The sequence below is a fragment of the Roseateles chitinivorans genome (assembly GCF_050632145.1).
GTDB classification, from domain to species: Bacteria; Pseudomonadota; Gammaproteobacteria; order Burkholderiales; family Burkholderiaceae_C; genus Roseateles; species Roseateles chitinivorans_B.
This window is the reverse complement of sequence record NZ_CP192577.1, coordinates 2,668,451-2,689,592: the sequence shown is the minus strand read 5'-3', so window position 1 is coordinate 2,689,592 and position 21,142 is coordinate 2,668,451. Positions and strand designations below refer to the sequence as shown.

The following is a 21,142-nucleotide window of genomic DNA, read 5'->3' as shown; positions in this document are numbered from 1 at the left end:
TCCGCGCCCTCCTCCTCCCCGCCTCCGCCGCCGCTGCATCCTCCATGAGCCGGCTCGACGAAGTCACCGTCACCGGCACGCGCAGCCCGATGAAGCTGTCCGACGTCGCCGTCGACCTGACCGTCATCAACCGCGACACCATCGAGCGCCAGGGCTTCGGCAACATCGCGGCGCTGCTGCGCAACGTCGCCGGCCTCCAGATCACCAGCAACGGCGGCCCCGGCAACAGCTCGTCGGTCTTCGTGCGCGGTGCCGAGAACCGCCACACCGTCGTCCTGATCGACGGTGTCCGCATCGACGGCCAGTCCACCGGCGGCGCCCGCTGGGAAAACCTGCCGCTGTCGCTCATCGATCGCGTCGAAGTGCTCAAGGGCCCGGCCAGCGCGCTGTACGGCTCGGACGCCATCGGCGGCGTGGTGCAGATCTTCACGCGCCAGGGCAGCGGCCGTCCGCAGCTGGACCTCGGCATCGGCCACGGCAGCCTCGGCCAGACCAAGGCGGACGTCTCCCTGCTCGGCGGCACTGCCGACTTCGACTACGCCGGCTCGCTGGCGATCGACCGCGGCACCGGCTTCAATGTCTACGCCCTGACGACGAACAGGAACTACAACACCGACAAGGACGGCTGGCGCAACTACAACGGCAGCCTGCGCCTGGGGGCGCGCGTGGCCGAGGGCCAGCGGCTCGAACTCATCGGACTGAAGAGCCGCAGCAACGTCGGCTACGACGCGGGCACCTTCGTCGGCAAGGATTCGGACGATCGCGGCATCACCGAATCGCTGGCCGCCAAGCTCAGCCTGAAGTCGACCTGGTCCGGCGCGCTGTCGAGCCAGCTCTCCGTGGGCCAGTCGGAAGAGAACTACGAGACCCGGCCGAACGCCCCCTACCTGTCGAAGACGCGCATCCGCAGCGCTTCGCTGCTGGGCTTCTACAAGATCAACGACCAGCACCAGCTCAACGGCGTGCTGGAGCGTCGCGAGGACCGGCTCGTCAACGTCGACCTGATCGGCGGCAGCGGCACGCGCAGCCAGAACGCGATCGGCCTGAGCTACCTCGGCAACGTCGGCCCGGTCAGCCTGCAGGCGCACGGCCGCCACGACGACGACAGCGAGTTCGGCGGCATCGACACCGGCAGCCTCGCGGCCGGCGTCAAGCTCGGCGGCGGCTGGCGCGTGACGGCCTCGGCGGGCAACGCGTTCCGCGCGCCGACGCTGTATCAACGCGGCAGCGTCTACGGTCCCGACACCAGCAGGGGCTTCGAGGAACTCCGCCCCGAGCGCTCGCAGAACCGCGAAGCCGGCCTGGCCTGGGCGCAGGGCGACATCGACGTCGCGATCACCACCTTCCACAACCGCGTCACCGACCTGATCGCGTTCGGCGCGGCCGGCAGCTGCCGCTCCACGACCGGCTGCTACAGCAACGTCGCACGGGCGCTGCTCAAGGGCACCAGCCTGAAGGGGGAGCCCAGCTCGGCCCGGTCAGGCTCAGCAGCACGGTGGACTTCCTCGACCCGACGGACGCCAACTCCGGCCGCCAACTGGCGCGCCGCGCCAAGCGCTTCGGCACGCTGCGCGCCGAGACCGCGCTGAGTGCCTGGACGCTGGGCGCGACCGTCGTCGGCTCCGGCGACCGCTTCGACGACGCGGCCAACAAGACCCGGCTGAAGGGCTACGGCCTGCTCAACCTGGACGCGCAGTACGCTGTCGCCAAGGACTGGCGGCTGCAGTTGAATGTCGACAACGCGTTCAACCGCGACTACCAGACGGCCAACAACTTCTTCCAGGCCGGCAGGACCTGGTTCGTCACCCTGCGCTACTCGCCGACGCTGTGAGCCACGACCGGCCCGGGCGGCAAGGCCTGCAGCTCGGCGCCCGTCGTACGCCCTCTTCCCACCCGCGCTTCACAACCGCACCTCATTCCCTGCGCCTCACTGGAGATCCCCGATGTCCCCTCATCACCTGATCGTCGGCGGCCAGCGCAGCGGCAAGTCGCGCCACGCGGAGCGCCTCGCGCTGCGCTGGGCGCGGACCCCGGGACACCGGGTGACGGTCGTCGCGACTGCCGAGGCCCATGACGACGAGATGCGCGAGCGCATCGCCCGTCACCAGGCGGACCGTCCGGCGGGCTTCGACACCGTCGAAGCCCCGCTGCGACTGTGCGAGGCCTTGCGTGCGGCATCGTCGCCGCGCCGGCTGGTGGTGGTCGACTGCCTGACCCTGTGGCTGACCAACTGGCTGATGCCGATGGACGGCACGCCGCGGCTCGAGGACTGGCGCACCGAATGCGCCGATCTGCAGCGCCTGCTGCCGCAGCTGGCGTCGCCGGTCGTCTTCGTGTCCAACGAGGTCGGCTGGGGCGTGATGCCGATGGGACGCGAGGTGCGCGCGTACGTGGACGAACTGGGCCGGCTCAACCAGCTCGTCGCGCGGCAATGCGGCGAGCTGACGCTGATGGTCGCGGGACAGCCGTGGACGAGGCCGGTCGAGGACCTGGACGACATCGGCCCCGCGGCCGATGGGGCGAACAACGTGAACGACGCGAACGACGCGGACCTGGAGAACAACGGATGACATCGATGGAACGCTGGATGCAACGGGCGATCAGGATCGCCGTGGGCAGCGCGCTGCTGGGGATGCTCCCGTCGCTGGCGACGCCCGCCGTCGCTGCGCCGATCTCGCTGAAGGACGACCGAGGCCATACCGTGACGCTGCCGGACGTCCCGCGCCGCATCGTCAGCCTGCTGCCCTCGCTGACCGAGACCATCTGCGAGCTCGGCGACTGCGCCAAGGTCGTCGGCGTGGACCGTTTCTCCAACTTCCCGATGAGCGTGCAGAAGCTGCCGCGACTGGGCGGCCTCGACGACACCAGCATCGAGGCGCTGGTCGCGCTCAAGCCGGACGTCGTCGTGCTCGGTGTCTCGGCGCGCGTCATCGACCGGCTCGAGGGCCTCGGACTGAAGGTCGTCGCGCTCGAGCCCAAGAGCATGAACGACGTCCAGCGCGTGCTGGGCAAGATGGGGCAGATCCTCGGCAAGGAAGACGATGCGCGCCGGCTGTGGAACCGCATCGACGGCCACATCGCGCAGAGCGCCGCGACGCTGCCGCCCGGCGCGCGCGGCCTGAGCGTCTATTACGAGGTCGATGCCGGCCCCTACGGCGCGGGCACCGCCTCCTTCATGGGCGAGATCCTGACGCGACTGGGCGCGAAGAACATCATCCCCGCCGAGCTCGGCCCGTTCCCCAAGCTCAACCCTGAATTCATCGTCCGCGCCGATCCGCAGGTCATCATGGTCGGCCAGCGCAACGCGGCGGGCCTGCCGCAACGCCCCGGCTGGCCAGCGATCCGCGCGGTGAAGAACCAGCGCCTGTGCGTCTGGATCCCGGCCGAGTCCGACGTGCTCGTGCGCCCCGGCCCGCGCATGTCCGAGGCGGCCGCGCTGATGGCGCGTTGCCTGCGCGAGGCGGCGGCCGGCCCCGTGCCGCTGCCGACCGTGCCCTTCAACGCGCCGCCCGGGGGCATGCGCTGATGCGCGCCTCCTCCCTGCTCTCCGCCAGGACCGCCGCGCAGCTCGCGGCGCTGCTGCTGCTCGGCGCCGTGCTGCTCGCCTTCGGCCTGGCCATCGGCAGCATGGGCTGGAGCCCATGGACCGAAGGCGGCGACACGATGCGGATGATCCTCTGGGACATCCGCGCGCCGCGCTCCCTCGGTGCGTGGCTGGCCGGCGCGCTGCTCGCGCTGGCCGGCGCGATCGCGCAGGGGCTGTTCCGCAACCCGCTCGCCGATCCCTATCTGCTGGGCTGCTCGGCGGGTGCGTCGCTCGGCGTCGCGGCGCTGCTCTTCGTCATGGGCGTCTCGCCTGCCGCGGCGGCGCTCGCGCTGCGCGTCGGCATGACCGGCGCGGCCTTCGCCGGCGCGATCGGTGCCGTCCTGCTCACGCTCGTGCTCGCCCGCGGCGTCACGCAAAGTCTGCGCCTGCTGCTGGCGGGCGTGGTCGTCGGCGTCGTGCTGGGCTCCGGCTCCGCGCTCCTGACGCTGATGAATCCCGACATCCTGCGCGCCATGCAGGCCTTCATGCTGGGCAGCACCGGCTACGTCGGCTGGAGCGCGGTCCAGGTGATGGCCGTCGCCATGGCCGTGTGCCTGCTGGTCGCGCTCGCCTGCAGCCGCACGCTCGATGCGCTGACGCTGGGCGAGGACACCGCCCGCTCGCTCGGACAGCGGCTCACGCTCATCCGCCTGCTGCTCATCGCCGCGCTCTCGCTGGCGACCGGCGCGGCGGTCGCGCAATGCGGCCTCATCGCCTTCGTCGGCCTCGTCGCGCCTCACCTGGTGCGCAGCTGGGGACCGACGACGCACGGCGCCCTGCTGCTGCTGTCCGCACTCACCGGCGGCGCGCTGCTGCTCGCCGCCGACATCGCCGCGCGCTGGGTCATCGCCCCGCAGGAACTGCCGGTCGGCATCATCACCGCCCTGCTCGGCGGCAGCTACCTGCTGTGGCTGATGCATCGGCGCAAGGCGCATTTCGGCGGCATGGGAGGCACGCGATGAGCGCCGCGCGGTTCGACGAGGGCGGCCGTTCCGCGGTGGATGGCCAGGACCACGGCAACGGCCACGGCAAGAGCCACGGCAACGGTGGCGGCGACCTCGGCGGCGGGGACGGCAACACGAGCCCCGTCGATCTCGGCCATGTGCCGTCGCTGCGCATCGACCTCCAATCGCTGTCGCTGAGCCATCGCCCCGTGCTGCACGCGTTGACGCTGGCCCCCGCGCCGCGCGCATGGACTGCGATCGTCGGGCCCAACGGCGCGGGCAAGTCCACGCTGCTGCGCGCGATCGCGGGACTGCTGCCCTTCGACGGCAGCTTGACCCTCGATGACCGGCCGTGGACCGCATGGCCGGCGAAGGCCCGCGCGCGACAGATCGCGTGGCTCGGCCAGAACGAGGCCGCGTCCGAGGATCTCACCGCCTACGACATCGCGATGCTGGGCCGCCTGCCGCATCAACCGTGGCTCGCGCCGGCGAGCGCCGCCGATCACGAGGCGGTCGAGCACGCGATGCGCCAGACGCAGAGCTGGGACTGGAAGGACCGCGCGCTGGGCAGCCTCTCCGGCGGCGAACGGCAACGGGTGCTGCTGGCGCGCGCGCTGGCCGTGCGCGCCGGCGTGCTGCTGATGGATGAGCCGCTGGCGCACCTGGATCCCCCGCACCAGAGCGACTGGGCGCGCATCGTGCGCGAGCGCGTCGCGGCGGGCGGTGCGGTCGTCAGCGTGCTGCATGAACTCAACGTCGCGCTGCAGGCCGACACCGTCGTCGTGATGGACGGCGGCCGCATCGTCCACGAGGGCCCGCCGCACGACCCGGCGACGCATGACGCGCTGCAGCGCGTCTTCCACGGCCGGCTGCTGATCCTCCAAGTGCAAGGGCGCTGGATCGCCCTCAATGAATGAACACTCGATGACTGCCTGCCCTGCCTTCCTGATCAGTGCTCCGGCTTCCGGCCAGGGCAAGACGAGCGTGACTGCGGCGATCGCGCGCTCGGTGCGCCGACGCGGGCTGCGCGTGCGTGTCTTCAAGACGGGGCCGGACTATCTCGATCCGATGGTGCTGGAGCGCGCCAGCGGCCACACCGTCTATCAGCTCGACCTGTTCATGGGTGGCGAGGCGCATTGCAGGGCATTGCTGGCGAGGGCGGCGGAGAGTGCCGACCTGATCCTTGTCGAGGGCGTCATGGGTCTCTTCGACGGCAAGCCCAGCAGCGCGGATCTGGCGGCGACGTTCGGGCTGCCGGTGATCGTGGTGCTGGATGCTTCGGCGATGGCGCAGACCTTCGCGGCGCTGGCGACGGGACTGGCGCGATTCCGCGACGACATCCATGTTGCCGGCGTGATCGCCAATCGTGTGGGCAGCGATGCGCATGCGCGCATGGTGGGTGAGGGTCTGCCGGACACGTTGCCGTTGCTTGCGGCGTTGAAGCGTGACGCGGCGCTCTCACTGCCGGAACGTCATCTGGGGTTGGTGCAGGCGTTGGAGCTTCCGGACATCGACGGGCAACTGGATGCGTGGGCGGATGCGTGGGAGGCCGGCTCGGTGGGTGATTTCTTCCAGAGTGGATCGGAGACGGGAGGCCGGGGGCCCCTTTTCGTAACTCAAGGAGGGAATTTGCTTGCCGGCAGGCAAGCAAAGGAGGAGATGGAGAAAAGGGGCCCCCGGCCGAGCGTCTTCTGCTCGGTCGCCCGTTGGAGGGCAGGCGCATCGCGGTGGCGAACGACGCGTGTTTCTCCTTCATCTATCCGGCGAATCTTGATCTGCTGCGCGAGCTGGGGGCGGATGTCCGCGAGTTCAGCCCGATCGTTGGCGAGGACGTTCCTGAGTGCGATGCGCTGTGGTTGCCTGGTGGGTATCCCGAGCTGCATGCGGAAACGCTGCGTGGGCATCCGCGCTTCTTCGGTGCGTTGCAGGCGCATCTGGAGGCTGCGAAGCCGATGCTGGCCGAATGCGGCGGGATGCTGGTGCTGCTCGACGAGTTGAGCGATGTCGATGGCAAGGCGCATGAGATGGCGGCCTTGATGCCGGGCCGCGCGACGATGCAGAAGCGGATGGCGGCGCTGGGCCTGCAGACGATGGTCTGGCCCGAAGGCGAGCTGCGCGGCCACACCTTCCATTACTCCGCGATGGAGACACCGCTCTCCGCCGTCGCCACGGCGACGAATCCGAACGCCGGCCGCGCGGCCGAGCGCCTGTACGACTTCGGCTCGCTGCGCGCGAGCTACGTCCACCACTACTTCCCGTCGAACCCCGACGCCATCGCGGCGTTCTTCGGCGGCGCTTCTTCCCTCTCCAAGAACTGAGCTGACCCATGTTCCTCGAATCCGGATTCGCCCACATCGCGCAGGCCCTGTTGTGGCCGGTGCTGATCCTTGTCGCCCTGGGCTTCGTCTACTCGCTGTGGACGGCGGGCGCCACGGTGATGGAGGCCGTGCAGCGGCGTCATCCCGGCTACCGTCAGTTGAAGGTTCATGCGACCAGCAACCTGGAGACGCTGGAGCTGCAGATCGTCCGCAGCCTGGAGGCGCCGCGCCTGCTGGGTCGCGTCGCGCCGCTGCTGGGCCTGATCGCCACGATGGTGCCGCTCGGACCGGCGCTGCAGAGCGTCGCGGCCGGTCAGGGACAGGCTGCGCTGGCGGTGTTCAGCTCGGCGTTCTCGGGCGTGGTGCTCGCGCTGGCCGCGGCGGCGATCGCGCTGGTCGTGTATTCGATCCGCCGCCGCTGGCTGCTGGCCGAGCTGCTGGTCATCAAGGCCGAACAGGGCTGGGCATGAGCGCCCGCCGCATTTCCATCCTCGCCGAAGAGGATGACGATCCGATGCTGTCCGCCGTCAACCTGGTGGACGTGTTCCTGGTGCTGGTCGTCGCGCTGCTGACCGCGGTCGCGCTGCAGCAGCAGTCGCATGCGGACGAGACGGTGATCCGCAACCCCGGGCAGCCGGGGATGGAAATCATCGTGCGCAAGGACGGCCAGGAGATCAAGTACCGCGGCAACGGCGGCAACGCCGAAGGCCAGGGCGAGCGTGCCGGCGTCGCGTACAAGATGAAGGACGGCTCGATCATCTACGTGCCCGAGGCCGGGGAAGCGCCCAGGCCATGAGGATCGCGTCCCTGATGGTGCGCGGCCTCGCGGTCGCGGCCTTGTGGCTGTGCGCGCCGCTCGTCGGGAACGCGGCCGAAACGGCGCGCGCCGCGAGCAAGGCAAGCGCGGCACACACGATGAAGGCAGCGAAGGCGGCCTCCCGCGTGCTGTTCCTCAGCGTCGACATCACGCCGGCCGCCAAGCATGCGCTGCTGGAGCGCGAGGGCAAGGCCCTCGGCTTCGACGTGAAGCAGATCGAGTACCCGCTGCGCGGCGCGCCGGTCGACAAGGATCCGGCGCTGGACCGCGCGTTGCGCGAGGCGGACCTCGTCTGGATCGACATCCCGCACCCGACGGCGGAAGCACGCCTGCATCAGATCGTCGACGCCGCGCTGCAGCGCGCCGCCCTGCCCGCCCCGCGCGTGCTGTGGATCCCCGCTGGCGAACCCGTCGCGGGCGATCGCAGCCTGCGCGGCTACCTGCAGGCCGGAGGTCCGGTCAACACGCGCTCGGCGTTCGCGATCGCCCGGGCACAACTCGACGGCAAGACGCCGTCCGACCTCGGACCGCCGCAGCTGATCCCGCAGCGCGGCATCCACTATCCCGGCGCGCCCCGGCTCTTCGCCGACGCGGCGGAGTTCCGCGCCTGGGCCGCGCAGCAGGGACTGCGCGGCGAGCCCGTGGCCATCCTGCTGCACCGCTACCACTTCGTCCAAGGCAATACCGCGTGGCTGGACCGCTGGCTGGCCATGTTCCGCCAGCAGGGGCTGCTCGCCTATGCGGCCTTCAGCGGCCAGCTCAGCGACAAGCCGTTGTCGGAGCTGCTGGAGCGCGACGGACAGGTGCAGGCCCGCGTGATCGTCAACCACAGCCTGCTGCCGCAAGGGGCGACGCTGCAGCCGACCTTCGAGCGCTGGGGCGTGCCGGTGCTGCAGACGCAGCCCTACCGGCAGAATGAAGCGGCCGTGTGGGAAGGCAGCGAGACCGGTCTCGCGCAGGCCGATATCCCGTTCTACTTCGCGCAGCCGGAGGCGGCGGGACTCATCGACCCGGTCGTCGTCGTCGCGCATCCGAAGCGCGGCGAACCCGAGCTCATCGATCGCCAGGCGGCCAGCGTCGCCGGCAAGGCCGCGCGCTGGGTCGCGCTGCAGACCAAGCCGAACGCCGACAAGCGTCTCGTCGCCTTCGTCTACAACTACCCGCCCGGCGGGAGCAACTTCGGCGCCTCGTTCCTGAACGTGCCGCGCAGCCTCGCGCGCGTCAGCACCGGATTGAAGGACGCCGGCTACGGCGTCACGCCGATCGCCGAGGCCGACTGGATCTCCGGCCTGAAGCCGATGCTGTCGGCGTACTACCCGGGCACCGACCTGCAGGCGCTGCTCGACGCCGACGAGGCCGAGGCCCTCCCGCTGGCGCGCTACACCGCGTGGTTCGACGCGCTGCCGAAAGCCGTGCGCGATCCCATCGTCGCGCGCTGGGGGCCGCCCGCCAGCAGCCGCTACGTGCTGCGCGTGCGCGGCGAGCCGGTCTTCGTGATCCCGCGCCTGAAGCTGGGCGCGCTCACCGTGCTGCCGCAGCCGCCGCGCGAGGAGACGCTGCGCAACGGGCAGGACCCGTTCATGCATCGCAGCAAGACGCCTCTGTCGCATCACTACCTCGCCACCTACCTGTGGGCGCGGCAGGCCGACGCGATCATCCACTTCGGCACGCACGGCACGCAGGAGTGGGCGCCGGGCAAGATCCGCGGGCCCGACGTGATGGATCCCGTGTGGCTGCCGCTCGGCGACACGCCGGTGATCTATCCGTACATCGTCGACAACCTCGGTGAAGCGCTCACCGCCAAGCGCCGTGGTCGCGCGCTGATGGTGAGCCACCGCACGCCGAGCTTCGCCCCCGCCGGGTTCAACGCGCAGATGGCCCACATGCACGAGCTGATGCATGAGTGGGAGACCGTCGATCCCGGTCCGACGCGGCAAGGGCTGGAGCGGCAGATGGTCCAGCAGTTCGTCGAGCACAACCTGCATCGCGACCTGGGCTGGACTGCCGAGCAGATCACCGCGAACTTCAGCGGATATCTGGAGTTGCTGCATCCCTACCTGGACCGGCTGGCGCAGAGCTCGCAGCCCAAGGGCCTGGCGGTGTTCGGCGTCGTGCCGGATGAGGACCAGCGCCGCGGCTCGATCCTGCAGCTGCTGCGCGTGCCGCTGATCGATGCCCTCGGCGAGGACATCGACGAGGCCTTCCTCATCAACCATGAGGGCGTGGCGACGGCGCGGCCGGCGCGCTGGCTGGACCTCGCGCTGAAGGACGCGGAGGCGGCGAGCCACCTCGACCTGCGGCCGTCGGCCTGCATCGCGGCCGGCACGGCGGCAGCGGCTTCGGCGGCGTCCGCAGTCGCCGCGGAACTCAAGCATGCGGCGTCCGCGCCGGGTACCGCTTCGAGCGCCCCGGCGGTCACCTGCGGCGACGGCTTCGTCCCGAACCGCGCCGCGCGCAAGCCGATCGATCAGGCGGCGCTGTACCAGCTCGCGCTGCGTGCGCAGGAGATGGCGACGCGGTTGTCGACCGAAGGCGAGATGCCCGGACTGCTGAGGGCCCTCGACGGCCGCTTCATTCCCGCAGCCTACGGCGGCGACCTGCTGCGCAATCCGGAGAGCCTGCCGACCGGACGCAACCTGACCGGCCTCGACCCCAACCGGCTGCCGACGAAGCAGGCCTTCGAGGCCGCACAGGCGCTGTTCAAGCGCTGGTACGAGGAACAGGCCAAGGCCGGCACCGCGCCGCAGCGGCTGGCGCTGTCGCTGTGGGCGGGCGAGACGCTCCGCCATCAAGGGATCATGGAGGCGCAGGCGCTGGTGGCGCTGGGCGCGACGCCGGTGTGGGACGCCACCGGCCGGCCGACCTCGATCAAGCTGCTCAGCCCGAAGGAACTCGGCCGTCCGCGCGTGGACGTGCTGCTGTCGATCACCGGCTCCTACCGCGACCAGTTCCCGGCGCTGATGAAGCTGATCGACCAGGCAGTCGCCGCCGCCGGCGAAGCCGAGCCGGACAACGCCATCGCCAGCAACAACCGCACGATCGCCGGTGAGCTGCGCAAGGCCGGACTGAAGCCCGCGCAGGCACAGGCCCTGGCGCAGGCGCGCGTGTTCGGCAACCCGGCCGGCGACTACGGCACCGGCATCGCCGACGCGGTGCAGGACAACGGCCTGAAGGGCCAGGACGGCAAGACCGATCCGCGCCTGGGCCAGCTGTTCCTGTCGACGATGAGCCAGCCCTACGTCGACGGCGAGCCGCTAAGCGTCCCGCCCGCGCAGGCGCAGCAGGCGCTCGGCGCGCACCTGCGCCACACCGACGCGGCGCTGATGTCGCGCAGCAGCCATCTGTACGCGATGGTCAGCAGCGACGACCCGTTCCAGTACCTCGGCGGTCTGGCCGCGGCAGCGAAGGTCGCGGGCAGCACCAGGGACATCGCGCTGCACGTGAGCCAGCTGCAGGACGCCGCCGAGCAGCACACCGAGACCGCCGCGCAGGCGATCGCGCTGGAGATGCAGAGCCGCTACCTGCACCCCGGCTGGCTGAAGGCCCAGCAGGCGGAGGGCTGGTCCGGCGCGCTGCAGGTGCTCAAGGCGGTGCAGTACAGCTTCGGCTGGCAGAGCATCGCGCCGGGCACCGTGCGGGCGGATCACTGGCAGAGCTTCTACGACGTGCTGGTCAAGGACAAGCACAAGCTCGGCGTGCCCGAGTGGCTCAAGCAGAACCCGCAGGCCTACGCACAGGCGCTCGAGCGCATGGTGCAGGCCGAGCGCATGGGCTACTGGAAGCCCGACGCGCAGACGAAGCAGGAGATCGCCTCGCTGTACCGCGACCTGACGAAGGCGGCGCCGTTGAACAACGAGCTGGCGGCGGTGCGTCGCTGGACGGCGGATCAACTGCCGCAGGACGTGCCGGCGATCCAGCCGGCCACGCCCGCCGCGCCGCAGCCTCCCGCCAAGGCGCAGAAGCCACCGGAGCAGCGCGCGACGCCGGCCGTACCGCCGGTGCCGACCGTGCGCGGCCTCGCGCTGCAGCGCGTGCCGGAGCCGCCGAAACCGACCCCCGCCGCGCCGGCGGCGCAGCGCCTCGAACAGGCACTCGCCTGGGTCGCGATGGCGCTGCTGATGTGCGCCGGCGCGATCTGGCAATCGCGTCGATCGAACCCGCCGCATCGAGCGGGTCTGACTCTCCAAAACGACAACAACTTGATCCCCCAGGGAACCGCATGAACTCGAAGAACAGCCAGCCCATGGCCTTGACCGCCATCGCCAGCGCGATGGCCCTGGCCGCGTGCGCCGCACAGGCGCAGAGTGCGCAGCAGGCGGCCGCCCCGAAGGCCACCCAGAACGCCGCCGCCGACGCCGCGATCGACGCGGCCCCCTCGCGCACGCTCGACACGGTCCGCATCAGCAGCCGCGCGCAGCTCGGCGAAGCCGAGAGCGCCTCCGAGGGCGAAGTCGGCGTCGAGCGCCTGGCGCTGCGTCCGCTGCTGCGTCCGGCCGAACTGCTGGAAGCCATGCCTGGCATGACCGTCACGCAGCACAGCGGCGACGGCAAGGCCAACCAGTATTTCCTGCGCGGCTACAACCTCGACCACGGCAGCGACTTCGCGACCTTCGTCCTCGGCATGCCGGTGAACATGGCCAGCCATGCGCACGGTCAGGGCTACATGGACCTGAACTTCCTGATCCCGGAACTGGTCGACAGCCTGCGCTACCGCAAGGGCGCTTTCAATGCCGAGGACGGTGACTTCGCGACGACCGGCGCCGCGCGCATCGGCTACATGAGCGAGATCGAGCGGCCCTTCGCGCAGGTGACGGCTGGCCCCTACGGCTATCGGCGCGCGCTGGCGGCGGGCAGCACGAAGGTCGGCGGCGGCTGGTCGATGCTGGGTGCGGTCGACGGCAGCGTCTACGACGGCCCGTGGGACCAGGCCGAGGACCTGCATCGCCGCAATGCAGTGCTGCGCCTGACGCGCGGCGACGAACGCAACGGCGCGCACGTGGACCTGCTGAGCTACAGCGCCGCCTGGCGCGCCAGCGAGCACGTGCCCGAGCGCGCCATCGACAGCGGCGAGATCGGCCGCTACGGCACGCTGGTGGCCAACGACGGCGGCCGCACACATCGCCACAGCCTGAGCGGCGGCATCGCCTACAACCAGGGCAGCGGCCAGTGGACCGCCGACGCCTGGGTGGTGGACTACGCGCTGAACCTGTTCTCCGCGCCGTCCGGCTTCATCAACGGCCCCGATGGCGACCAGCACGAGCAGGCCGATCACCGCAAGCTGTGGGGCGGCTCGCTGAAGCATCAGCTGCCCGCCGCATGGCTGCCGGCCGATCAGCAGGTGACCTGGGGCCTGCAATGGCGCCACGACAAGATCGGCACGCTCGGCCTGTACGACACCGTCGACCGCGTGCGCACGCACACCGTGCGCGAGGACCGCGTCAGCGAGGACAGCGCCGGCGTGTTCGTCGAACTGGGGAGCCGCTGGACCGACTGGCTGCGCAGCACCGTGGGCGCCCGCTGGGACACGATGCGCGCGACGGTCTCGCCGACCGGTGGCGAGTTCAACATGGACAACGGCGGCAAGGCCAGCCAGTCGCAGTTCAGTCCGAAGCTCGGGCTGATCGCGCGCGTTGCGGCGGACACCGAGGTCTACCTGCATTGGGCGCGGGCTTTCCGATCGAACGATGCACGCGGCGCGACGACGACGGTCAATCCGGCCGACGGCAGCGCGACCGACACGCTGCCGCTGCTGGCGCGCACCAAGAGCACCGAGCTGGGACTGCGCACCAAGCCCGTGAAGGGCTGGACCACCAGCCTGGCGCTGTGGCAGGCCAACCTGGCGTCGGAGCTGGTCTTCGTCGGTGACGAGGGCGTGACCGAGGCGCGCGGCGCGTCCAAGCGCGTGGGGCTGGAGTGGTCCAACGACGTGCAGGTCGGCCGCGACTGGTTGATCGACGCGGACGTGGCCTGGTCACGCGCGCGTTTCGTCGAAGCGACCGAGACCGAGTTCGGCAGCGGCAAGCGCGTGCCCAACGCGGTGCCGTGGTCGGCGTCGATGTCGGCCAACTGGGCGCCGAGCGGTCCCTGGTCCAGCGGCTTCAAGCTGCGCTACCTGGGCGCGTATGCGCTGGAGGAAACCGGCACGCAGAAATCCAAGGCCGTGTTCACCGCCAACTGGCGGCTGGGGTATCAGCTCAGCGACCGGTGGCAGCTCGGGCTGGACGTGCTGAACCTCTTCGACACGAAGGCCAACGACATCGAGTACTGGGGCGCGGCCTGCACGCGCGCCGAAGGCGCGGGCTGCAACAACGGCGAAGGCATCAACGGACGGCTCGTGCATCCGATGGAGCCGCGCACTTTCCGACTCAGTCTGCGCGCGCGGATCTGAAGAAGTTTCAGGACTTCCACGGCCGCTGGCCCTCACCCCCACCCTCTCCCGCAAGCGGGAGAGGGAGCACACCGAGTTGATCCTCGACAGGTTCCATCCTCCGGAGCACGACATGGAAATCGAACAACCGCCCGTCGACCGCGTGCGCATCATCCCCGACGGCGAACGCCGCGGGCTGGTGATCGTCCACACCGGCAACGGCAAGGGCAAGAGCACCGCCGCCTTCGGCCTGGCGCTGCGCGCGCACGGGCGTGGCAAGCGGGTCCACATCTACCAGTTCATGAAGGTGCCGAGCGCGCGCTTCGGCGAGCACCGCCTGTTCGAGCAGATCGGCGTGCCGATCGAGGGACTGGGCGACGGCTTCTCGTGGAAGAGCAAGGACCTGGACCATTCGGCGCAACTGGCGCGCGACGGTTGGGAGCGCGCGAAGGCGACGATCCTCGGCGGCGAGCATTTCCTCGTCGTGCTCGACGAGATCATGTATCCGCTGCGTTATGGCTGGCTGCCGCTGGAGCCCGTGCTGGAGACGTTGCGCGCGCGGCCGGCGCACGTTCACGTCTGCTTGACGGGACGCAATGCACCGCAGGAATTGATGGATCTGGCAGACACGGTGACGGAAATGACAATGGTGAAACACCACTTCAAGGCAGGTGTGCCGGCACAACGCGGAATTGAGGATTGACTTCCCTCCAACGGCCTCCTGCCCGCTAAGCTGCGCGCCAGATTTCATCGTCGCCTTCCCCGTCATCCGACGTCACCCGATGTCACCCGACGCCTCTCGACGTTTTTCGACGCCTCCCGACGCCCGTCCCATGAGTCCGATGTCCTGGCTGCTCGCCCTCGCGATCCCGATCGCGCTGCTGCTCGACCGTTGCTTCGGCGAGCCGCCGGCCGCCGTGCATCCGGTCGTCGGCATGGGGCGCTACCTGGCCCTCTTCGGCGACCGCCTCTGCGGGATGTCGCCGAAGGCGGCGTTCATCGGCGGCGCGCTCGCATGGACAGCGGGCATCGCGCTGTCCGCCCTCGCCGCGTTGGTGATCGAGCAAGCCGTCATCATCGGACTCGAACCCTGGTTCGGCGGCTGGCGGCTCGCGGTCGCGGCGCTGCTGCTGGGCCTCGCGCTGAAGCCGATGCTCGCGTGGCGCATGCTGCGCGACGAGGTCGCCGCCGTCGAAAGCGCGCTGTCGCGCTCGCTCGAGGAAGGCCGCGCGCAGCTGTCGCGCCTCGTCAGCCGCGACACGACGCAACTCTCCGCGCTCGAGGTCCGCGAGACCGCGATCGAGACGCTGGCCGAGAACCTCAACGACTCCGTCATCGCGCCGCTGTTCTGGTTCATGGTCGCCGGTCTGCCGGGCGCGGCGGTCTACCGCTTCGCCAACACGGCCGATGCGATGTGGGGCTACCGCGGCCGTTGGGAATGGGCCGGCAAGTGGGCCGCGCGCGCCGACGACGCGCTGTCGTGGATCCCGGCGCGGCTGACCGGGCTGGCGCTCGTCGCGCTGCGGCCGGCACTGCTCGCACCGCTGCTGCGCGAGGCCACCCGCACCCCCTCGCCCAACGGCGGCTGGCCGATGGGCGCGATGGCGCTGCGGCTCGGCCGCGCGTTGAGCAAACCCGGCCACTACCGGCTCAATCCGTCCGGCAGCGACGTCGTGGCCGAGGACATGGTCGCCGCGCAACGTTTCGCCGCGGGGACGATGCTGGGCCTCGCCGCCCTGCTGGCGCTGAGCGCGGCCGCGCTGCGCGGTGGATTCGCGTTCGTCTTCGTGCTCGGGATCGGTGGCGGCACGAGCGGCATCGACACGGGCGCCGCGATCGGGAGCCCGCGATGACCCGCTTCCAATCGCTCACGCACGGCGGCACCGACGCGGGCCCGCCGGTGCGCCACGACTTCTCGACCAACGCCCACCCGCTCGGCCCGCCGCCGGCCGCGCTCGACGCGGTGCTGCGCGCCGACCGGCTGCGTTATCCCGATCCCACCTACGCCACGCTGCGCGCCCGCCTGGGCAACTGGCACGGCGTCGAGCCCGACCGCGTGCTGCCGGCGTCCGGCGGTTCGGAAGCGATCCGCCGCCTGACGCTCGCCGCGATGCTTTCGGGCGTCACGCGTGTCTGCGTGCCGCAGCCCGGCTTCGGCGACTACGCCGCCGCCGCCCACGCACTGGGCCTGCAGGTGACCGCCTACGACGACGCGTTCCAGCTCGCCGACACGCTGACGCTGCCGTCGCTGGTGTGGGTCTGCGATCCCAACAACCCCACCGGCGCGAGCTTCGGCCTCGACGAGTGGACGGCCGTGGCGCTCGCACTCGGCCAGAGCGGCTCTCAACTGGTCGTCGACCAGGCCTATGACGCGCTGCGCCTCTCCGGCAGCTGCTCGCTGCCCCAGGCGATCGCCGACGGCGCCTGGCGGCTCGTCTGCCCCAACAAGGCCTTCGGCCTGACCGGCGTGCGCGGCGCCTACCTGATCGGTCCCCGCGACGGACTCTGGATCGCCCGGGTCGCGGAACTCGCGCCGAGCTGGGTGCTCTCCTCCGAGGGCCAGGCCTTGCTCGAGGCCTGGACCACACCGTCCATCCGCGGCGAACTCGAAGCCTCGCTGCCGCTGCTGCGCGAGTGGCACGCGATGCAATGGACGCAGATGGCCGCCATGGGCTTCGACCAGATCGACGGCGGCGTCGCCAACTACTGGCTCGCCGCGCTGCCGTCGCCCTGGCACGGCGTGCCGGAGCCGCTGCTCGAAGGGCTGCGCGCGATGGGCATCAAACTGCGCGACGCCACGTCCTTCGGTCTGCCCGGGCTGGTGCGGGTGTCGGTGCAATCGCCGGAAGCCGTCGGCGCGCTGGCCGCGGCGATGGCCACCTTCGGCGGTCACACGCCGCTGCCGTCGCCGCCGTCTCGCCATGGCGCGTTCGACACCACGCATCCGTTCGACACGACGATGATGGGGGAGATGTCGTGAGCGGCGCTTCGTCGGGGCAGCGCCGGGGGCGGGCCGTCATGGTGCTCGGCACCACGAGCGGCGCGGGCAAGAGCTTCCTCACCACGGCGCTGTGCCGCTGGTACGCGCGCCAGGGGCTGCGCGTCGCGCCGTACAAGGCGCAGAACATGAGCAACAACGCGCGCGTCGTGCCCGGCCTGGACGGACGCCAGGGCGAGATCGGCTCGGCGCAGTACTTCCAGGCGCTGGCCGCGCGCGCGCGGCCCGAGGTACGCATGAACCCGGTGCTGCTGAAGCCGGAGAAGGACACGGCCTCGCAGGTCGTGGTGCTCGGCGACGTCGACGAGGCGCTGAGCCGCGCGCCGTGGCGCGAGCGCAGCGAGGCGCTCTGGACCAGCGCGCGCGGCGCGCTGCACGACTTGCTGGTCGAGAACGACGTCGTCGTCATCGAAGGCGCCGGCTCGCCCGCCGAGATCAACCTGCACAGCAGCGACTACGTGAACATGCGCACCGCGCGTGAAGCCGGCGCGGCCTGCCTGCTGGTCACCGACATCGACCGCGGCGGCGCCTTCGCCCATCTGTACGGCACGCACGCGCTGCTGCCGGCGGACGAGCGCGCGCTGATCCGCGGCTTCGTGCTGAACCGCTTCCGCGGCGACGCCGCCCTGCTGTCGCCGGGGCCGGAGATGCTGCAGCAGATGACCGGCGTGCCCACGCTCGCGACGCTGCCGATGTGGCGCGGCCATGGGCTGCCCGAGGAGGACAGCGTCTTCGACGACCGCACCACCGGCGGCCTCGGCACCGGTGGCGACGGCCGCGCACCGGTCCGCGTCGCCGTGATCGCGTATCCGCGGCTGTCCAACCTCGACGAGTTCCAGCCGCTGCGCAACCTGCCCGACGTGCGGCTGAGCTGGGCCCGCACGCCGGCGGAGCTCGAGGGTGCGGACTGGATCATCCTGCCCGGCTCGAAGGCGGTGGCGTCCGATCTCGCCTGGCTGCGCGCGCAGCGGCTGGACGTCGCCGTCGCGGCGCACGCCGCCGCCGGCCGACGCGTGCTGGGCATCTGCGGCGGTCTGCAGATGCTGGGCGAGGCGCTGGTCGATCCGCACGGGCTGGACGGCAACGCGCCGGGCCTGGGCCTGCTGCCGCTGGTGACGCTGTTCGAGCGCGAGAAGCTGCTGCGCGAGGCGGAGTGCCGCTTCTCGCCGACGCTGGGCGCGCCGTGGTCGTCGCTCCAAGGTCAGGCCGTGCGCGGCTACGAGATCCACCATGGCCGCACGGCGCAGCATCCGGGGCTGCCCGATGCGCGGCCGGTGCTGTTCGACGGCCTCGGCGAGCCGGTCGGCTGGCAGCACGGGCCGGTGCTCGGCCACTACCTGCACGGCCTGTTCGAGGACGACCGCGTGCTGGCCGCGCTGTTCGACCGCCCCGCGCGTCCGCTCGACCAGGTCTTCGACGAACTGGCCGACTACATCGACCGCCATTTCGCGCCGGGTGTGCTGATGGGTCTGCTGTCTCCCGCGTCCATGCCCTCGCCCTCCCCCTCCTCTTCCCCTTGATGTCCGAGACGTCCCCGATGACCAAGCCCGACCTGATTCCCGAGATCCCTTCGCTGCACGACGCGGCGCTGGCGACGGCGCTGCAGCGCCGCATCGACCGCAAGACCAAGCCGCTGGGCTCGCTGGGCCGGCTGGAGGGCCTGATGCTGCGGCTGGGGCTGATCCAGGGCACGGAGGAGCCGCGCCTGGTGGAACCGCAGATGATGGTCTTCGCGGCCGACCATGGCGTGGCGGCGCACGGCGTGTCGGCGTTCCCGTCCGACGTGACCTGGCAGATGGTCGAGAACTTCCTGGCGGGCGGCGCGGCCGTGTCCGTGCTGGCGCGCCAGCACGGGCTGCAGCTGAGCGTCGTCGACGCCGGCGTGCGCCACACCTTCGTGCCGCGGCCGGGCCTGCTGATCGCCAAGATCGCGATGGGCAGCCGCGACATGCTGGAGGGGCCGGCGATGACGACGGACGAGTGCGCGACCGCCATCGCCGCCGGCAAGACGCTGCTGCAGAAGCGGCCGGGCAACGCGCTGCTGCTGGGCGAGATGGGCATCGGCAACACCTCGTCGGCGGCGCTGCTGCTGGCGCGGCTGGGCGGGTATGCGCTGGCGGACTGCGTCGGGCGCGGCACGGGACTGGACGACGCGCAGCTGCGCCACAAGCTGGCCGTGCTGGCGCGCGCGCTGGAGAAGCATCCGCGTGCCACCGAGCCGCTGACGGCGCTGGCCGCGCTCGGCGGGCTGGAGATCGCGATGATGGTCGGGGCGGTGCTGCAGGCGGCGCTGGAACGCCGCGTGATCGTCGTCGACGGCTTCATCACCGGCGCGGCGGTGCTGGTGGCGGCGAAGCTGCAGCCCGCGGTGCTGGAGCGATGCATCTTCGCGCACCGCTCGAACGAGCAGGGCCACCGGCTGATGCTGGACACGCTGCAGGCGCAGCCGCTGCTGGACCTGGGCCTGCGCCTGGGCGAAGGCTCCGGCGCGGCGCTGGCCTGGCCGCTGCTGGAGTCGGCCTGCCGCGTGCTCGGCGAGATGGCGAGCTTCGATTCGGCGGGCGTGAGCGACAGAGCCTGACACGCGCGGCGTGCACTGCCAGGCCTGAGGCGCCAAGGGGGCTGGAAGATTTCTTCCGTGGTACGCGCGTGAGCGGCATGGCAGCATTCGCGCCAACATTCAAGCGGCGCCGATGTCCATGTCTTGTCCGTCCCTCCCCTCCACTCGCTCATTCATGACGACTTGGCGCGCCCTGGGCGGTGTGCTCGCGGTGGGCGCCTGCGCACTCGGCTTGCTGTCGACCGGCGCCGCGGCGGGCTCGGACCAGCCGCCGCTCGCCTCCGCGTCGCAGCGCGTGCCGCAGGCCCGCTTCCTCGGCAATTTCTCGAACGTCGCGGTGTCTTCGGAGAGCGGCGATTGCAGCGGTCTCTCCGCGCAGCTGTGGGTCAGGCCCATCCTCAAGGAAGGTCGCGTGCAGCCGGTGTGGCAGCCCTACGGATTCTTGTACGAGGCCGCCGGCAACTGCCCGGGCATCGAGTTCCGGATCACCGGTGGCGAGTACCGGCCAGGCACGAGGGAACTTCACCTGTCGGCCGGGAACAGCCTCGGGTTCGACATCGTCGATCGCATCGCCTTCAACGGCTTCCTGCGCGCCGGCAGGCTCGAAGGCACGCTGCGCTATGCCGATCCCAACTCGGGCGTGCTGCCCGAGGAAGGCGAGGACGTCGCGCTCGACGCGGCCGATGCCCGTCGCTGGCGCGAGATCGGACCGTTCGCTGAGACCGCGACGAGCGTCACTGCTGTCGCCAGGCGCGCGGCGGATGAGGCCGTGCTGCGCGTGCGAGAGGTCAGCCACGAGTTCAAGGTGGAAGTGCCCGTCGATCCATGGACACCCGAGGGCCCGGTCTCCCCGCCCGTCACCTACCGCGAGCTCGACATCACTTGGAGCTATCCGATATTCCTGGATGGAAAGCCGGAGGAGATCGGCCGACTCAACGCCTGGCTGCGACGCTGGTGGCTCGAGGGCATCGGCGATTGCGGCGCCGAGCTGCCGATCGACCGACTGGCCGCGATGAGCGACGAGGAGGTCGTCGCGCAAGTGAAGGCCACGTCGAAGTCGGACGACTGCGGCACCATCCAGTCCGCGGTGCTGGCCACCGGCGGCTTCGGCCCCTATCTCTCGTTCACGCGCTACACCGCCATGGCGGGGGCCTTCCACACGAGCCATGCGCGCGAGGACATGCTGATCCACCGCGACACCTTGGCACCGGTAGCCCTGTCGGACCTCTTCGACGAGCGCGCGATCCTGGGACTCTCGGCAGCGTTCGAGGCTTCGGTGGCGCGGGAGCATCCGGATTGCCATGACCTGCCTTTGATCGACAGATCGACCTTGAGGGTCCCTGACCTCCTGGCCTATGAGCGCCCGTACAAGCCGTCGACATGGCGTGATTGCGAGGACGTCAGCGTGTTCATGGGGATCCAGGTCCGTCGCGCCCTGAAGCCGGAGGTACGCGCCATGACACCGGTCCGCACCGAACTCGTGAACTGGCGGCAGCCCCCGCCGCACTGAAGGCTGAGGCTATCCTTCCGTCGTCCTACCGTTGAACCCCGC

The 21,142-nt window shown here is 70.8% G+C and carries 14 protein-coding genes and 2 pseudogenes; all 16 read left to right on the top strand.

Going from position 1 to position 21,142, the window contains the following annotated elements; genetic code table 11:
• Positions 1 to 44: 44 nt before the first annotated feature.
• The 16 genes and pseudogenes from ACQ86G_RS12375 (at position 45) to ACQ86G_RS12300 (ending at position 21,100) form a co-directional block, all read left to right on the top strand.
• Positions 45 to 1,831, top strand: a pseudogene (locus ACQ86G_RS12375) (TonB-dependent receptor plug domain-containing protein).
• Between the two features lie 112 nt (positions 1,832 to 1,943).
• Complete coding sequence (gene cobU / locus ACQ86G_RS12370; RefSeq protein WP_431260826.1) at positions 1,944 to 2,570, top strand: bifunctional adenosylcobinamide kinase/adenosylcobinamide-phosphate guanylyltransferase; 627 nt, start codon at positions 1,944 to 1,946, stop codon at positions 2,568 to 2,570.
• Positions 2,571 to 2,575: 5 nt separating this feature from the next.
• The gene (locus ACQ86G_RS12365) at positions 2,576 to 3,526 is read left to right on the top strand and encodes an ABC transporter substrate-binding protein (protein ID WP_431261392.1); all 951 of its coding nucleotides are present in this window, start codon (positions 2,576 to 2,578) and stop codon (positions 3,524 to 3,526) included.
• Positions 3,526 to 4,548, top strand: coding sequence for a FecCD family ABC transporter permease (locus tag ACQ86G_RS12360; RefSeq protein WP_431260825.1), 1,023 nt, complete (start codon positions 3,526 to 3,528; stop codon positions 4,546 to 4,548). Before ACQ86G_RS12365 ends, ACQ86G_RS12360 begins: the two co-directional genes overlap by 1 nt.
• On the top strand, positions 4,545 to 5,447 hold the full coding sequence (locus ACQ86G_RS12355; protein ID WP_431260824.1) for an ABC transporter ATP-binding protein: 903 nt from the start codon (positions 4,545 to 4,547) through the stop codon (positions 5,445 to 5,447). Before ACQ86G_RS12360 ends, ACQ86G_RS12355 begins: the two co-directional genes overlap by 4 nt.
• 7 nt (positions 5,448 to 5,454) lie before the next feature.
• Positions 5,455 to 6,848: pseudogene (locus tag ACQ86G_RS12350) on the top strand (cobyrinate a,c-diamide synthase).
• A gap of 8 nt (positions 6,849 to 6,856) precedes the next feature.
• Positions 6,857 to 7,318: a MotA/TolQ/ExbB proton channel family protein gene (locus tag ACQ86G_RS12345; protein ID WP_088408395.1), complete on the top strand. Its 462-nt coding sequence runs from the start codon at positions 6,857 to 6,859 to the stop codon at positions 7,316 to 7,318.
• Positions 7,315 to 7,644 carry a DUF2149 domain-containing protein gene (locus tag ACQ86G_RS12340; RefSeq protein WP_431260823.1) on the top strand — a complete coding sequence of 110 codons (330 nt, stop codon included), beginning with the start codon at positions 7,315 to 7,317 and terminating at the stop codon, positions 7,642 to 7,644. The genes ACQ86G_RS12345 and ACQ86G_RS12340 overlap by 4 nt, the downstream gene beginning before the upstream one ends.
• A complete protein-coding gene (cobN, locus tag ACQ86G_RS12335) occupies positions 7,641 to 11,888 on the top strand; it encodes a cobaltochelatase subunit CobN (RefSeq protein ID WP_431260822.1) in 4,248 nt (1,415 codons plus the stop codon). The genes ACQ86G_RS12340 and cobN overlap by 4 nt, the downstream gene beginning before the upstream one ends.
• Positions 11,885 to 14,053 carry a TonB-dependent receptor gene (locus tag ACQ86G_RS12330; RefSeq protein ID WP_431260821.1) on the top strand — a complete coding sequence of 723 codons (2,169 nt, stop codon included), beginning with the start codon at positions 11,885 to 11,887 and terminating at the stop codon, positions 14,051 to 14,053. The genes cobN and ACQ86G_RS12330 overlap by 4 nt, the downstream gene beginning before the upstream one ends.
• Positions 14,054 to 14,165: 112 nt before the next feature.
• The gene (gene cobO, locus ACQ86G_RS12325) at positions 14,166 to 14,735 is read left to right on the top strand and encodes a cob(I)yrinic acid a,c-diamide adenosyltransferase (protein ID WP_431261391.1); all 570 of its coding nucleotides are present in this window, start codon (positions 14,166 to 14,168) and stop codon (positions 14,733 to 14,735) included.
• A 130-nt stretch (positions 14,736 to 14,865) separates the two neighbouring features.
• A complete protein-coding gene (gene cbiB, locus ACQ86G_RS12320; protein WP_431260820.1) occupies positions 14,866 to 15,885 on the top strand; it encodes an adenosylcobinamide-phosphate synthase CbiB in 1,020 nt (339 codons plus the stop codon).
• Positions 15,882 to 17,012: a pyridoxal phosphate-dependent aminotransferase gene (locus tag ACQ86G_RS12315; protein WP_431260819.1), complete on the top strand. Its 1,131-nt coding sequence runs from the start codon at positions 15,882 to 15,884 to the stop codon at positions 17,010 to 17,012. The genes cbiB and ACQ86G_RS12315 overlap by 4 nt, the downstream gene beginning before the upstream one ends.
• A 38-nt stretch (positions 17,013 to 17,050) precedes the next feature.
• On the top strand, positions 17,051 to 18,550 hold the full coding sequence (locus ACQ86G_RS12310; RefSeq protein WP_431261390.1) for a cobyric acid synthase: 1,500 nt from the start codon (positions 17,051 to 17,053) through the stop codon (positions 18,548 to 18,550).
• Positions 18,550 to 19,611, top strand: a complete 1,062-nt coding sequence (cobT, locus tag ACQ86G_RS12305) for a nicotinate-nucleotide--dimethylbenzimidazole phosphoribosyltransferase (protein WP_431260818.1) — start codon at positions 18,550 to 18,552, stop codon at positions 19,609 to 19,611. Before ACQ86G_RS12310 ends, cobT begins: the two co-directional genes overlap by 1 nt.
• A gap of 154 nt (positions 19,612 to 19,765) precedes the next feature.
• Positions 19,766 to 21,100, top strand: coding sequence for a hypothetical protein (locus ACQ86G_RS12300; protein ID WP_431260817.1), 1,335 nt, complete (start codon positions 19,766 to 19,768; stop codon positions 21,098 to 21,100).
• The last annotated feature ends 42 nt before the right edge of the window (positions 21,101 to 21,142 follow it).